Origin of the sequence: Anaerovirgula multivorans (assembly GCF_900188145.1) — a bacterium.
Taxonomy (GTDB): Bacteria; Bacillota; Clostridia; order Peptostreptococcales; family Natronincolaceae; genus Anaerovirgula; species Anaerovirgula multivorans.
Map to the genome: position 1 here is coordinate 34,151 of NZ_FZOJ01000005.1, position 15,026 is coordinate 49,176.

13 protein-coding genes are annotated in these 15,026 nt (G+C 37.1%); 8 read left to right on the top strand and 5 right to left on the bottom strand.

Annotation, left to right across the window (positions count from 1 at the left end):
- Nucleotides 1-38 precede the first annotated feature (38 nt).
- The 4 genes from CHB72_RS06570 to CHB72_RS26350 form a co-directional block, all read right to left on the bottom strand.
- A complete protein-coding gene (locus tag CHB72_RS06570; RefSeq protein ID WP_089282088.1) occupies nucleotides 39-1,229 on the bottom strand; it encodes an MFS transporter in 1,191 nt (396 codons plus the stop codon).
- A 94-nt stretch (nucleotides 1,230-1,323) separates the two neighbouring features.
- The gene (locus CHB72_RS06575; protein WP_089282089.1) at nucleotides 1,324-2,691 is read right to left on the bottom strand and encodes a uroporphyrinogen decarboxylase/cobalamine-independent methonine synthase family protein; all 1,368 of its coding nucleotides are present in this window, start codon (nucleotides 2,689-2,691) and stop codon (nucleotides 1,324-1,326) included.
- 191 nt (nucleotides 2,692-2,882) lie between these two features.
- The gene (locus tag CHB72_RS06580) at nucleotides 2,883-4,247 is read right to left on the bottom strand and encodes a uroporphyrinogen decarboxylase family protein (RefSeq protein ID WP_089282090.1); all 1,365 of its coding nucleotides are present in this window, start codon (nucleotides 4,245-4,247) and stop codon (nucleotides 2,883-2,885) included.
- A complete protein-coding gene (locus CHB72_RS26350) occupies nucleotides 4,234-4,371 on the bottom strand; it encodes a hypothetical protein (RefSeq protein ID WP_176431235.1) in 138 nt (45 codons plus the stop codon). Before CHB72_RS26350 ends, CHB72_RS06580 begins: the two co-directional genes overlap by 14 nt.
- Nucleotides 4,372-4,704: 333 nt before the next feature.
- On the opposite strand from CHB72_RS26350, the gene CHB72_RS06585 reads away from it, so the two are divergent.
- The gene (locus CHB72_RS06585; protein ID WP_242975058.1) at nucleotides 4,705-5,079 is read left to right on the top strand and encodes a sigma-70 RNA polymerase sigma factor region 4 domain-containing protein; all 375 of its coding nucleotides are present in this window, start codon (nucleotides 4,705-4,707) and stop codon (nucleotides 5,077-5,079) included.
- 43 nt (nucleotides 5,080-5,122) lie between these two features.
- Here the strand turns inward: CHB72_RS06585 and CHB72_RS06590 are convergent, their stop codons facing one another.
- Complete coding sequence (locus CHB72_RS06590) at nucleotides 5,123-5,833, bottom strand: GntR family transcriptional regulator (protein WP_089282091.1); 711 nt, start codon at nucleotides 5,831-5,833, stop codon at nucleotides 5,123-5,125.
- A gap of 517 nt (nucleotides 5,834-6,350) precedes the next feature.
- Between CHB72_RS06590 and CHB72_RS06595 the strand changes: the two genes are divergently transcribed.
- From CHB72_RS06595 to CHB72_RS06625, 7 genes are all read left to right on the top strand, one after another.
- Nucleotides 6,351-6,914, top strand: coding sequence for a TRAP transporter small permease (locus CHB72_RS06595; protein ID WP_089282092.1), 564 nt, complete (start codon nucleotides 6,351-6,353; stop codon nucleotides 6,912-6,914).
- Nucleotides 6,907-8,199, top strand: a complete 1,293-nt coding sequence (locus CHB72_RS06600; RefSeq protein WP_089282093.1) for a TRAP transporter large permease — start codon at nucleotides 6,907-6,909, stop codon at nucleotides 8,197-8,199. Before CHB72_RS06595 ends, CHB72_RS06600 begins: the two co-directional genes overlap by 8 nt.
- A 23-nt stretch (nucleotides 8,200-8,222) precedes the next feature.
- The gene (locus tag CHB72_RS06605) at nucleotides 8,223-9,266 is read left to right on the top strand and encodes a TRAP transporter substrate-binding protein (protein WP_089282094.1); all 1,044 of its coding nucleotides are present in this window, start codon (nucleotides 8,223-8,225) and stop codon (nucleotides 9,264-9,266) included.
- Between the two features lie 192 nt (nucleotides 9,267-9,458).
- Complete coding sequence (locus tag CHB72_RS06610) at nucleotides 9,459-10,352, top strand: fructoselysine 6-kinase (RefSeq protein WP_089282095.1); 894 nt, start codon at nucleotides 9,459-9,461, stop codon at nucleotides 10,350-10,352.
- Between the two features lie 12 nt (nucleotides 10,353-10,364).
- Complete coding sequence (locus CHB72_RS06615) at nucleotides 10,365-11,210, top strand: sugar phosphate isomerase/epimerase family protein (RefSeq protein ID WP_089282096.1); 846 nt, start codon at nucleotides 10,365-10,367, stop codon at nucleotides 11,208-11,210.
- 38 nt (nucleotides 11,211-11,248) lie between these two features.
- The gene (locus tag CHB72_RS06620) at nucleotides 11,249-13,318 is read left to right on the top strand and encodes a hydantoinase/oxoprolinase family protein (RefSeq protein ID WP_089282097.1); all 2,070 of its coding nucleotides are present in this window, start codon (nucleotides 11,249-11,251) and stop codon (nucleotides 13,316-13,318) included.
- A complete protein-coding gene (locus CHB72_RS06625) occupies nucleotides 13,311-15,026 on the top strand; it encodes a hydantoinase B/oxoprolinase family protein (RefSeq protein WP_089282098.1) in 1,716 nt (571 codons plus the stop codon). The genes CHB72_RS06620 and CHB72_RS06625 overlap by 8 nt, the downstream gene beginning before the upstream one ends.

Below are 15,026 nucleotides of genomic sequence, written 5' to 3' on the forward strand. Positions count from 1 at the left end.
AATCAGTTAACGGTGCTTTTCTTATCTATTTGTGTTATTTAGTTTGGGGAGGTCTCTGGGATTTTTGGTTTTGTAAAACCTATCACTAGAATAGATATCACACAACTACTTAATATGATTCCTGCCGCTACAATCCAAGCAGCCTTAGGTCCTGTTAGACCAAAGATGCCAGTAAGGAAAGCCAATATAGGTGGAGAAGCAAATTGCCCTAATCCCTGTAAAGCCACATAGAGGGAGAGGGCTATCGTAGATGCAGTTTTGTGTGCGCTCCTTACAATTGCCAGCACTAAGGTAGGATTATAGGTGCCAAATCCAAGACCGAAAACAATTGCTCCTACAATAAACATAGGAAAGGTATTCACATTTAGCAGTATAAAAAAGGAAGCCCCAATTAATCCAATAGCCAGCGATATGGTAAATCTTTTAAAGATCCGAGCTACTTTACCATAAATTAACCCTGCCACAAATGCCGCGGCGGTAAATACTGTAAGCACAGTCCCCGCTTGAGCTGCATTTCCAACTTCCCCTGCCTTCATTACCAACGCTACGTTTGTCATGAAGGAAAACTGTAATATATTAAAGAATGCATTGAAGATAGAAAATAGGTAGGTATTTGTGCTTAATCTGTTTTTAGGAACCTCTTCATCTGTTATGGCGTTTTGTTTCTTATCATAATCCGGTAGCTTGAAATGGATGAGTAAAAATATAGGTATCACTAGAAGAAATCCTAAAAAGGAATATCGCCAGTACCTTGAAGCTAGAATGCCGCCAACCATCTGAAAAACCACCCCAGCCATAGCTCCTACAGCACTTCTGTAGCCCATTAAGGTATCTCTTTCCTGTCCTTCGAATAAATCTGCTACTACAGAAGATGACATAGGAAAAGACAAACCAAAACCGGCACCAAAAATAGCCCTCGTAAATAAGATAAAGGTCATCCCCCCAACAAAAGCAGGTAGGATTCCACCAACAAAGGTTAGGGTCATAGCTAGATACAAAATCTTCTTTGGACTTATAAAACGTTCTAACTGTCCACATAAGAAGGAAAAAACTACCATCATCAAAGAGGGCAAAGAAGCAATTTGCTTAATTACCTCAGGACTTACATCCGGAAATGCCTTAGCTATTTCGCCAAGTGCTGGTGTAGTCATACTTGTGGTATACATTAATAATGCTACCGACAATGCAGCTGCTTTAGTAAAAAAGTCATGTTTCTTTTCTACCATCATATTTTACCATCCTCTCTATTTTATAAATGTGTGGCTATAAAACAAAATATAAAGACTAAGGGAATAGTTACACTGTTGATTTTCAAAACCTCTACTACAATAACATCGCCATCATTCTAAACATCATCTCTTCATAACTTTGTAGCTTAGATGCCATGACAGGTTCTAGCTTTGCATCCATTTCAGGATGTTTTTTCTTGTAGGCATCCCAAGGAGTATAATACTTAGACACAAAAGCAGGAATATCTTTGCTCACAAGCTTAACCTCTGTTTTCTTTTCATATGCTATTACTTCCCCCGCATTATGATAATTTGTATTTTCTGCTACATACTTAAGCACTGCTGCATAATTCTCTACATTAATACTATCTAAACTAATTGGGGTTTTATCAAAGGTAAAATAATATCTTCCTCCAGGTGCCAATATATCAATTAATTCTTTAGCCTTGTCTATACACTGCTCTTTTGTTGCTGTCTTTAGATAAGTAAGAGGATAAAAACCAGATATAATATGCTTTTTTCCTAATGTTTCTTTTACAAGTTTAGGATCGCCAAATTCGAAATAAAGTCTTGTGTTTTCAGGGAGCTCATATAAATGATCTAAATATCTCATCCAATCATGCTCACAGAAAATTAAGCAAGGTTGACCTGCCTCTGCTAAAGCCTGAACCATTTTGTAGAAGGTAGGCCAATATAGCTTTTCAAAGTCCTTTGTTCTAAGGTATGGTCCCATATGCAATGCAATGAAAGTATGACTAAATTTAGAAGGTGCAGGTGGTAACCCCTTCTTAATTTGCAAAGGAAGAACTGCTTCACAGGCTTCCGCTACTTTTTCTGGACACCTCCTTACATCCATAGACATTTCTTTGAAGCCCCGCATAAAATCTGCTATAAAGTCAAAGGGTGTAGTTGCTCCAGAAAAAGATCCTCTTGGCAGGGTATGAAAACCATATTTTTCAATTAGCTTTTGATCTATTTTGGCATAGGCTTCCATATAGTCATAGAAAGCTTTAAAAGCTTTTGCAAATGCCATGGATCGAGTTACAGGATCTGTATCTAACGCCGAATATAATTTAGGTAGTATTTTTTCCATAATACAATCATAGGGGTTTTTTATAAAATCATCATAATCACTGACAGCCATTCCCTCTATTTCAGGATGTTGTATAAACCCATTTGAACCCATGACAAGCCCCTTTGAACCAAGAATCTGAAGATGAGCTGGATATCTTGTAAAAGCCGCGGGATAACAATCTGCACTTGTCATTTCACATGCTTTATCTAGTACCATCTCTATATTTTCTAGTGTCCACTGAGTTTCAGCTAAAGGAAGTCCTGCGTATTGGATACAAAACTCGATGGGTAAGTTTGTCATAATAGGTACTCTTTTTGGTATCCGTCCCTCAAACAAATCTTCAAATAGTGCTTTTCTTTCCATCTGCAATTTTTTTGCATCTAACATAGTCATCTTCCTCCTTTTATATTTTCAATTTCACAAAGATCCTTTTTCATTAATTTCATATCATCTAACTTCGTAATCCTCCAGTTCTTCTTTGTCATAATGAACTTATGGATTAATGTCTCTTATCAAAAATATTGCATAAAATCATCGTTATCAAACAAACTGGAAGTGATAAATATAATTTGACTTATTTATAATAGTAAAAACATAAGATATTGGAATAGACTATCCTCAAATGCTTGAAGTTTTTCTTGCCCAAAGTCTGATACATCAGGGTTATGTGCCTTATATTGTTCCCATGTTTTGTAGTATTTGCTTTCTATCTTTCTTGAGGACAGGGCTTTATAATCAGCTTTATTAAACTGCATACCAGCTACTTCATCTGCATTACTATATACACCATAGTCGCGAACACATTCTGTTACAGCACAGAAATTTTCCATATTAACATCCTTAATAGAAAGTGGATTTTTATCTAAGGAAAAAATGTATTTTCCTCCAGGGGCTAATATGTCTATCATTTCTTTCGCTTTATCTACACATTGTTGTTTTGTATGGGTTTTAAGCATTGTTATAGGATAAAGACCTGTAATAATGTGTTTTTTACCTAGCTTTTCTTTAATCAACTTAGGGTCACCATATTCAAACATCATGATGGTATCCGTAGGAAGTTCATATAAATAATCTAAGTATCTGGTCCAATCATCTTCACAGAATATTCGGCAATGGATTCCCATAGATGCATATTCATCTAGCAATTTCTTGAAACTTGGCCACCATAGTTTTGCAAAATCTTTTTCACGCATAAAGGTGGGCATATGAAGTGGCAAAAATACCGAAGCATAGTTTGATACAGTTTTTGGCATACCTTTTTTCAACACGATAGGGTACAAGGCTTCGCAAGCTTCTGCTACCTTTTCAGGCATTCTTCTTACATCCATGCTAACACCTTTGAAACCTCGTAATTGGTCAGCCAAAAAGTCAAAGGGGGCTTCTGTAAATCCTCCAGCAGTAACCGGTGTTCCTGTATAATAACCGTATTTTTCTACCATCTTAGCCGTAAGCATACCTGTTTCCATAAAGTCATTTTTATAGCCTAGCAAACTTTTTGTAATACTTATTGCCGTGTTGATGGGGTCTGCTAAATTCACTGCCTTATATTGCCTTGGTATCACCTTTTCTAATAAACAATCATAAGGCTTTTCAATTAGATAATTATATTCTTCTGGTAGCATACCTTCTACTTCAGGATGCTGAAAAAATCCATTTGAACCCATGACAAAGGATTGGGATTGTAAAGTTTGGTAAAACGAAGGATATCTAAGCGAACCACCATTTAGACAGATATCGGAATATAAGGTTTGACAAAGCTTATCTACTGCTTCTTCAATTAATAAAGGCTTCCACTGAGCTTCTACTAAATCGATCCCTCCAAACTCAGCAATGGGTTCAAAAGGCAAGCTGATATTAACAGGAACCCGTTTTGGAATTTTATTATCATACACATCATGAAAAATACTTATTCTTTCTTGTTGTAGAGCCTTAACATCCAGCATATTCTTTCATCCACCCTTCACATATTTTTACACCTTTAGCTGCACTTGTAGCAAATATGTCTATCACCACCTCATTTTTTCCAAGCTGCCTTACCAACTGCGACAATTTTTTTAACTCAATCATGCGATTTCCTCCTTTTTTATCATTCACTAGACTGTTTTTGTCTTTACCTAGACGCTAGTCGTATAACTAAATATAAAGCAAGACCTGTGCCAAGTTTTTATATTTTTGTAAAATTATGGATTTAATTGTTATTGCTAGATTTCTGCCTTTGCTTTTATAACATGTTATCTCAACAAAACAAAAGAAACCGAGGCATAATGCCTCGGTTTCTTTTGCAATTAAATACGTTTTCTTTGTTTTGCTTATTTTCCTCAAAGTGTGGTTAAATTACACATGTGTCCTAAAGACACACTCTGTAATTATAGGGACGGTTCTATTGGTTAGTCATTTCTTTTGGATTGGAAATGGAGTAGTTGTTCAGGATACTATGGAAAGAAATTATATCCGCAAGAACTGTTAGATAGTGAGCTGATACTGAAATTATTCTCAGAAGATAATGAAATTGCGGAAAAAAGATTCAAGGAATTTAATGAGCAAGAAAATGAAGATAATTGTTTAGATGATGTTATTACTACAAGACTGAGAGACGAAGACGTAAGGTTAGAAATTGAAAAGATAATATCAGGGATTAATGTAGCGCAAATAAAGAGTTTACCAAAAGATCAAAGGAATAAGATAATTAAAAAGGCTAAATACATAGAAGGAGTAACGCAGCGCCAATTGGCTAGGATTTTAGGAGTTTCACAAGCTCTTATATCAATCACTTAGCATAATCAAAAGAACCGTCCCTGTGATTTCTGATTTTGGATGGCTACATTGTAAACCGATATCTCTCCCCATTAATTATTTGAGTACCTATAAAGACTGGTTTGTTTTCAGTGGAATAAGCAATAGATTTAATTAAAAGTAGAGGAGCACCTTTTGATATTTTTAACTGTTGTGCTTCTTTTTGTGTTGCTCTGCATATCTCTATTGTTCTACTTGACATTGAAACTTCAGTTCCACTGCGCTTTTTCAAAATATCAAACATGGATTCATTATCTAAGTCTTCATTGATAAGGAAGGAGTATGCAATAGAAAAAATATTCTTTTCAATTACAATAGGCTCGTCATCAACAAATCTCAAACGCTCTATGTAAAGCACTTTTTCTTCTTGAGGTCTTTCAAGCCTCTCAAGGGTTTTCTTGTCTGCATTTATAAATTTACATTCCAATAGTTGGCTTCCTGCTATGGTGCCATTCAATCGACATACTTCTGAAAAACTGATAACTTGGCTGAGATTTCTTGTATATTTTTGTGCTGCAATAAAAGTACCTTTTCCTTGTTTTTTCTCAACAAGGCCCTCTTCTACTAGTAAGTTCACTGCTTTTCTCGCAGTAATTACACTCACATCAAATTCTTTGGCCAAGTTAATCTCTGAAGAAATTTTCTCTCTTGGTTTTCTTTCTCCGGATTGTATTTGTTTTTTAAGTATTTCCTGCAATTGTTTATATAATGGGATAATGCCATTTTTATCTAACATAACAATCAACTCCTAGCGCTAATATAAACTATTATAACATATACATAAGTGCTTGTGCAATTACGTAATAATAATTTTTCCATAATGTACTAAGAAGAATAAGAAATGATTTCGGCCACAATAAAACTTTATGATTGCTAGAAATGATAAAGTTATTGATAATTCAGTAATAGTTCGATGAATCCCTTTCAAAAATTCCACATAAGACTCCTTGTTTTGACAAAAATTCTAATGAAAAGTTGATTTCACAATTGACAGAAAAAAGAGATTATTATATACTATTATATAAGTTTATATAAGTGCATATAAACTTATATAAGGAATTAATAAGAGGGGGTTGTTTGGGTGTATTTCAAATCTAGTAGGGAGGTGTGTATAAAAATAAATAGAAGCTCGTATCTGCTTTAATAATTAACTTCGTAGTAATATAAATTATATATTAAAAATTATGAAAATTAAATCAGAATTTTATTTTGGCAGAATGTGACTCGAAAGTTTTTATGAGAGGGGGCTATCAATGAGTGATTCAAAAAATTTGTTAATAAATATTGTAAAAAAAATACATAGCATTGTGGATGCATTTATGAAATTTTTGAGCGTTTTTACCGGCTATATTATAGGAATTTTTATGACAATTCTATTTGTTCAAGTTGTTTTAAGATTTGTATTTAAAAGCCCAATCTATGGTGCAGATGAACTCGTAACAGCCTTGATGGTTTGGTCAATGGCTTTAGGCAACTCAATAGTATATTGGTATAACGAGCATGCAGTAATAGAATTTTGTCTTAAAAATGCACCACCCATTGCAAAAAGGATAATGCATCATGTGACAAATATTATTGTATTGACTACTTCTCTTGTATACATTCCAGGAGGAATAGCTCTTTTTAAGATGCAGCAGAGACTCATACCTCTTGGAGGGCTTCCCTTCAGCAAAGCCTATTACTTTGCCCTTCCTATCATCGTTATGGGGATACTGCTTGTAGCTTTAAGTGCTGTAAAGACTGTAGAATATATAGTCCTGAAAGATGATAACCTTATGATGCCGTCTTTTGGAGGAGGAGGTGTGAAGCTTGATTGATCCAATGCTAAAATACTACTTTATAGTTTTTATTCTTCTAATCTTGGCACAAGTACCCATTGCTTTTGCCATGACCACTTCTAGTGTACTGTATGCAGTTATAAATGGGCAAAATTTCGTAATGTTCGCACAAAAATTTGCAAATGCTCTTTCGGATTTCAATCTTCTTGCTATTCCTGCCTTTTTATTTGTAGGGATATTTATGAATGAAATAGGTCTAACTGACAGAATATTCTTAGCCGCTGAAAAGTGGATAGGTCATTTCACTGGAGGACTAGCTCATGCCAATGTAATGGCCAGCATGATCTTTGCTGGCATGTCAGGGTCGGCCTTAGCTGATGCAGGAGGCCTGGGAACTATAGAAGTTAAGGCCATGAAGGATGCTGGATATGATGAACATTTTTCGGTTGCGGTAACCGCAGCATCTTCTGCTATAGGACCAATCATTCCACCCAGTATAAATTTTGTTATATGGGCATTTTTGTCACAAACCTCGACATTAGCAATGTTTCTTGCAGGAATTGTTCCTGGAGTGCTCATGGGATTATCCATGATGGTATGGACGGTAATAGCTGTAAAGAAATTTAAAATAAAGGCACCTACTGTACAGAAGGCATCATGGTCTGAGAGGATTGAATACACTATTAAGTCTTTACCAGCTTTAGGAGGCCCAATCATCCTTATAGGTGGTATAATGACAGGGATATTCACCCCAACAGAGTCTAGTGTTGTGGCAGCAGCCTATTGTGTAGCCCTTTCAATGGTATATAGAAAGCTATCAATAGAGATGCTGACTAGGACACTTACCAATACATTGATATCTTCTGCTATGGTAATGGCGTTAGCTGCCACCGGCTTGATCTTCAACTGGATGATCGTAACAAGCGGCTTAATGATACATATGACCAATGGAATTTTGTCATTGGGGAACACTTATCTAGTCTTGCTGGCGCTAAACGGAATACTTCTGTTCATGGGGTGCTTCATAGGCTCTATGCAGGTTTTGATAATGATTGCACCGCTACTGATGAATCTAGCTGCAGCACTTAATTTAAGCCTTGTTCATGTGGGAGTTATAGCAGTGCTAAACTTAACACTGGGGCTGATAACTCCACCAATGGCACCTTCATTGTTTGTGACAGCCAAGGCAACAGGTGTTTCTTTTGATAAGTCTCTGAAGTATACAGTACAGTTTCTAATTCCATTAGTAATTACGTTATTGCTGGTGACCTTTATTCCTAGTATCACACTTTGGGTACCGCGAGTATTGGGAGCGATAAAATAAATATTAAGAAAGAGGGGGAAAAAATGAAAAGATTGTTAGTGATGTTTCTGATTACTGTATTATTATTAGGTACTCTTGTAGGATGTGTAGAGAATGCACCTACCAATGGAACACCAGATGGAAGCAGTACAACTCAGAAAGCACCTAATAAACAGCCAATGGTTTATAAACTTGGAAACGCTGGAGCATTAGGCGAACCAGCTGCAATCGTGTGTCAATTATTTACTGATTTAGTAAATGAAAGATTAGAAGGTGAGGTAGTATTTCAATTCTACCCTGCAGAGCAATTAGGTAATGAAATTACAATGCTTGAAAACCTTCAAGTTGATCTCCAACAGGCTGTCATGACTGCAATTGATACACTTGGTACATATTCAAGGGACTTTAACATCATCTCAATGGCTTTTGCATTTGAAGACCATGACCATTTATTTAAATATCTTGAGTCAGATTTAGCAGAGACAGCTTTCAATGTCCTTGAAGATCAAGGAATCCATGTAGTTAACTTTAATTTCAAAAAGAATCCAAGAATTATATTTGCCAAAAAGCCAATATATACACCTGATGATTTGGCAGCCGTTAAATTCAGAATACCTAATATACCAATCTGGGAGAAAAACTTTAGAACCATGGGAGCGGTACCAACAATAGTTGCTTGGTCTGAGTATCCATTTGCTTTGATGCAAGGGGTTGTTGATGCGGGAGAAAGTACAAAGGAAGCTTATTATTCAGCTAAACTTTTTGAAGCAGCACCCTATGTATCAGAAGTTGATTATGCTTTTCCGCTGGAGGCATTAAGTTTTTCAAAAATCGCTTGGGACAGACTTACTCCTGAACAGCAAAGAATTATCGAAGAATGTGCTGAGATTGCAGCAGAAGAGTTTAACACAACCATCAATACAAAATGGGAAGAGGATAAAGAAAAGCTGTTTGAATTAGGTGTTGAGTTTGTAAACTTTGACAAAGAAGCTTTTATGACTAAAATGTCATCGCTTGCTGACGAGTTGGAAGCAGAAGGATTCTGGGATACTCCAGGATTATATGAAAAGGTTCAGGCTTTAAGATAAAATGAGACTTAATTCAGAGGGCATTTTTCCCTCTGAATTACAAGTCGAATTTATTTCGAGGATGTAGTGCTTAGGCTGCCGCTTGAGAAAGCGGGAGTCTTAGCACTACGCCGAAGGGGAAAAATAGTTTAAGCTATATTCCCGCCACGATGGAGGGAGTATAGCTTAACGATAAAATTTGGAGGGTCTAAATTGCTTAAGGTTATAGGGATAGGTGATAATGTATGTGATATATATATTACCTCAAATATGATGTATCCGGGAGGGCAGGCTCTTAACTTTGCAGTTTATGCAAAACAAATCGGTGTGGAGACTGCATATCTAGGCGTATTCGGGAAAGATGAAGTAGCAAATCATGTTATAAATACTTTGAATTTACTAGAAGTGGATCATGGCTATAGTAGACATTACGAAGGAGAAAATGGGTATGCTGTTGTAAAGATTGTTGATGGAGACAGGATATTCGTTAAAAGCAATAAGGGAGGAATTGCAAAGAAAAACCCTATTGTTCTAAATGATGAAGATAAAGCGTATATAAAAGCCTTCGATCTTGTTCACACAAGCAATAATAGTTATTTTAATGATCAATTAAAATATGTTTATGAAACTGGCGTGCCCATATCCTATGATTTTTCGTATAAGTGGGAGGACTGGGGAGTTACAGAAAAAGTATGTCCCTATTTAAGTTATGCTTTTCTGTCCTGTGGAGAAAGGTCAGATGATGAAACGAAAGAAATCTGTAGAAGAGTACATGGTTTAGGATGTAAAACAGTTGTGGCAACCATGGGGAGCAAAGGAGCATGGCTATATGATGGAGATTTGATGCTATATCAAAAACCTTCAATCGTTAAAGTGGTAGATACCCTTGGAGCAGGAGATTCCTTTGCTACAGGATTCTTAGTAAACTATTTAAGAATGAAGAAGGAAAGTGCTGAAAAGATTGAAGAAAGCATAGGGAAAAGAGAAAAAGCCTATAAATATGCGCTTAATGAAGCAGCAAAATTTGCAGCAAGAAGTTGCCTTGTAAAGGGGGCATTTGGACACGGTATTTCAGTGCCGGAACCAATTCTTAAAAAAATTGGCTAAAGGAGGGTTATAGTGGCTAAGATAGCGAAGTCCCGATTGGCTATTGGCAATTATCATTATGTTAGAATGAGCTTTGAATACTTTCTTGACTCAGCAGTAAATCTAAAGATGGAGAATATTGAGCTATGGGCAGCAGCGCCTCATTTTGACTTGGATACTTTAGATGAGAAGATACTAAAATCAAAGAAGGACGAAATTGACAGTAGAGGGTTAAAGGTGGTGTGCGTTACACCAGAGCAGTGCTCTTATCCTGTAAACATTGCTGTAGAAGAAAAGCCTCTTAGAGAAAAAAGCATAAAGTATTTTAAAACTGCAATTGATGCAGCAAAAGAGCTTAATTCTCCGTATGTTTTGGTAACGGCAGGGTGTGGATATTTTGATGCAGATATTGAAGAGGCATGGCATAGATCTGTTTCTTCAATGAAGGAATTGGTTAAATATGCTGAGAAGAAGGATATTATTCTGGCATATGAGCCTTTGTCTATATTTTCTTCAAATATTGTAAATGATGTACATCAATTGAAGAAAATGCTGGACACCATACCATCAAGCCATTTAAAGGGTATGCTTGATACAGGTCAAATGGCACTTGCAAAGGAAGATATAAATGATTATCCTCTTATATTAGGCGATAAACTTGCACATGTGCATTTACTTGATGCGACTCCTATGGGTCATTTGGCTTTGGGCGAAGGAAATCTGCCGGTAGGCGATTATATAGATGTTCTAGAAAAAAGCGGATACAATGGTTTTTATACCTTTGAGTTTACTGCCATGCAATATAGGCACAAACCCGAAGATGCCGATAGTAAGAGCCTTGAATGGCTTATATCCAATAACAAACTAAAAGAAGAATAAAACACTAAAATATGACGTGACAAAGAAGGGTGATATTTATGAGTTACATGATAGGCGTCGACGTTGGAGGTACTTTTACGGACTTCTCAATATTCGATACAAGGCAGGGTAAGCTCTCTCATTTTAAGCATAGTTCAACACCTGAGGATCCATCTAAAGCTATCGTAAGTGGAGTTCTACATGTTTTGACAGAGCATTGCATAAAACCAGAGGAAGTTAGCTACCTTGCACATGGTACAACAGTTGCAACGAATGCTCTTATAGAAAAAAAAGGAGCGAAAACCGGATTAATAACAACAAAAGGATTCAAGGATTTAATGGAGATAGGATGGCAAAAGCGGCCTTCTCTCTATGATTTGCTTAAAGAAAGGCCTGAAAGTCTTATTCCTCCTGGATTGAAATGTGAAGTCAACGAAAGGGTCCTGTATGATGGAACAATAGACACCGCCATGGATGAAGATGGTGTTAGAGAAGCGGCAAGATACTTGAAAGAGCAGGGGGTTCAGGCTATTGCAGTATGTACACTGTTTTCATTTATAAATCCTGTACACGAAATGAGAATAAAAGAGATCATTCAGGAAGAATATCCAGATGTTTACATTACAATATCTTCAGAACTTGTTCCAGAATTCAGGGAATATTCTAGGATGAGTACAACTGTATTGAATGTATATCTAGGACCAGTAATGGAAAAGTATGTAAACCGATTTGAAAAATCAATAATCGATGCAGGCATAACTGTAGCACCTTACGTAACTCAGTCCAATGGTTCGGTTATATCTATAGCAGAAACGGTAGATTGTCCGATAAAAACTGCAGTATCAGGGCCAAGTGCAGGAGTGATTGGGGCAAGTTACATAGCTAACCAATGCAATATAGAAAAGATTATAACCTTTGACATGGGAGGCACAAGTATTGATGTTAGCTTGATAGAAAATGGGAAAACCCAGCTTTCAAATGAAAGACTCATAGAAGGATATCCTGCAAGAATACCTATGATTGACATAGTGACAGTAGGAGCTGGTGGAGGATCTATTGGAAGAATTGATGAGGGTGGTGCTTTAAAAGTAGGACCACAAAGCGCTGGAGCCACACCGGGACCAGCATGCTATATGCGGGGCGGAACGATTCCCACTGTAACGGATGCCAATATTGTCTTAGGAAAGCTTAACCAAAGAAGAATTTTAGGTGGAAGGATGGAAGTTGATTTGGAGCTTGCCCAAAAAGCTCTGACAGAACATATCTGCAGTAAATCAACTCTAAGCTTAATGGAAGCTGCAGCTGGCGTGATATCGGTGGTAAATTCAAATATGATTCGAGCCATAAGGATGGTGTCAGTTGAAAGAGGCTATGATCCCAGAGAGTTTACCTTGATGGCTTTTGGTGGAGCGGGACCTTTACATGCATGTGAAGTGGCACAAGAAATGGGAATCAAAAATGTATTGATACCACCGTCACCAGGAACCCTTTGTTCTTTAGGCTTGTTAATGGCAGACACTAAATTTGACATAAGTCGCTCCAATGTCATGATAGCAGAAAAAAACAATATCCAAGCAGTACAGAAGATTTTCAATCAGATGATAGAAGAAGGAAAAGCTATGCTAGATAAGGAGAAGGTAGATGAAAAAGATAGAAGCTTCCATTGTGTGATTGAGTGCAGATACGAAAGACAAAACTATGAAATCCCTATCGAAGTTGATATGACAATGACGGAAGATGTAATGAAGGAAATGATAGAGAAATTCCATAAGGAACATTTTAAATCATATGGAGATTATAACGAAAACATGAGGATACAGATGGTTAATTACAGGGTGAGCGCGGTAGGAACCATAGAAAAACCTGATTTAAGTGAAAAAAATGTTAACCCTGATGCCAAGGTACCAAATGTCATAGAGGTTAGAAATGTTTTGTTTGAAGGACAAAAGAACTATTTGACTACCAATGTTTATCAAAGAACCGATATAGAGCCAGGCTGTAGAATTGAGGGACCTGCAATAGTAGAACAAATGGATTCTACCACAATCATACCACCAAAATGGGTTGCATATACAGACGGATTCAACAATATTAGAGCAGCCTTTCAGGGAGGTGAAAAGCATGAATAGAAAAGTAGATGCAGTAACAGTAGAGATAGTTGGAAACCTGCTACTTTCCATAGCTGAGGAAATAGGAATAGCTATAATAAAAAGTGCATATTCAACAAATATAAAGGAGCGTAGAGATATATCTACAGCTGTCTTTGACCCTGAGGGAAATATGGTTGCTCAGGCTGAACATGTGCCCATGCATTTAGGCTCATTGCTGAGTATAATCAAAGAAGTTTATAAAAAATATCCTGTAGAACAAATTAAGCCAGGGGACATGTTTATAGGCAACGATCCATATAATGGAGGGGGAACACATCTTCCTGACATTACAGTCGTTGCACCTGTTTTCGCGGAAAAAAAGCTTGTTGGATGGGTTGCTAATCTTGCCCACCACAGTGATGTTGGTGGAAAAGTGCCGGGATCTACTTCAGGAGATGCAGTAAGTATATACCAGGAAGGAATTAAGATTCCAATCTCAAGAGTATGTCAAAATGATAGAGTTAATGAAGAAGTTCTTGATTTTATAATGGCAAATAGTCGCATACCTAAAGAGAGGTATGGGGATCTTAACGCTCAAATAGCCTCCAATAGAGTAGGTATGAGAAGGCTTTTAGAGGCATATGAGGTTTATGGTGATTTGCTTTTAGACAGTATGTATGAACTGCAGGATTATGCTGAAAGAAGATTAAGAGCAGGGATAGCTAAGCTTAAAGATGGTGATTATGAGTTTGTGGATTTTATGGATGATGCAGGCGCAGCAAGTCCAGATCCAATCAAGATATGTGTGAAAATAAGTATAAAGGGAGACTCCATGGATTTAGATTTTGCTGGAACCCATGAGCAGGTTGAGGGGCCTATAAACGTAACCTACAATGGCCTTCTGGCTACAGTATTCTATGCTCTAAAATCATTGATTGATCCAGGTGTTCCTTCAAATGCAGGAATATATAGAGCTTTTAACATCATTGCTGAACCAGGCCTTATAATAAATGCTCAAAATCCTGCTCCAGTTGGTGCGAGAATTGATACCTGTATGCGTGTTGCGGATGTAATATTTGGAGCGATGGCACCAGCAGTTCCAGAGAGGGCTATAGCAGGATGCAACAGCTCCTGTACAACCGCTGTATTTAGCGGAACAAACCCTAAGGATAAAGAACATTTCTTTGTATACCTTGAGACCATAGCAGGAGGTGCAGGGGCTACGAAGCATGGGGATGGACTAAATGGAGTGCAAGTACATATGACAAACACTTCAAATCTTCCTATAGAAGCTTTAGAGATGGAGTTTCCTCTTGTCCTTGTAAGACAGTATTCCTTAATTCCTAACAGTGGTGGAGCTGGAGAATATAGGGGTGGACAGGGCATTTGCAGAGAATTTGAGGCAAGATTCGATAATATTAATTTCACGGGCCTTGGAGATAGACAGCTATTCCCACCTTGGGGACTGAATGGCGGCGAAAATGGAAGTGGAGGCGCTTATTATCTTAAAAGAACTGACGGCACTATAGAAAGATTACCGTCAAAATGCTCTGAGGTAGTTATCAATTCAGGAGATACAATAACCATAAAAACTCCTGGGGCAGGTGGCTATGGAAAGGTTAGAAATAGAAAGGCGGAAGCAGTCCTCACTGATGTAATAGAGAATAAGGTTTCAGTAGAGAAGGCGCTTGAGCTTTACGGGGTAAAAATAGAAAAAGTGGGAAATGAGTATAGAATTGCAGGATAA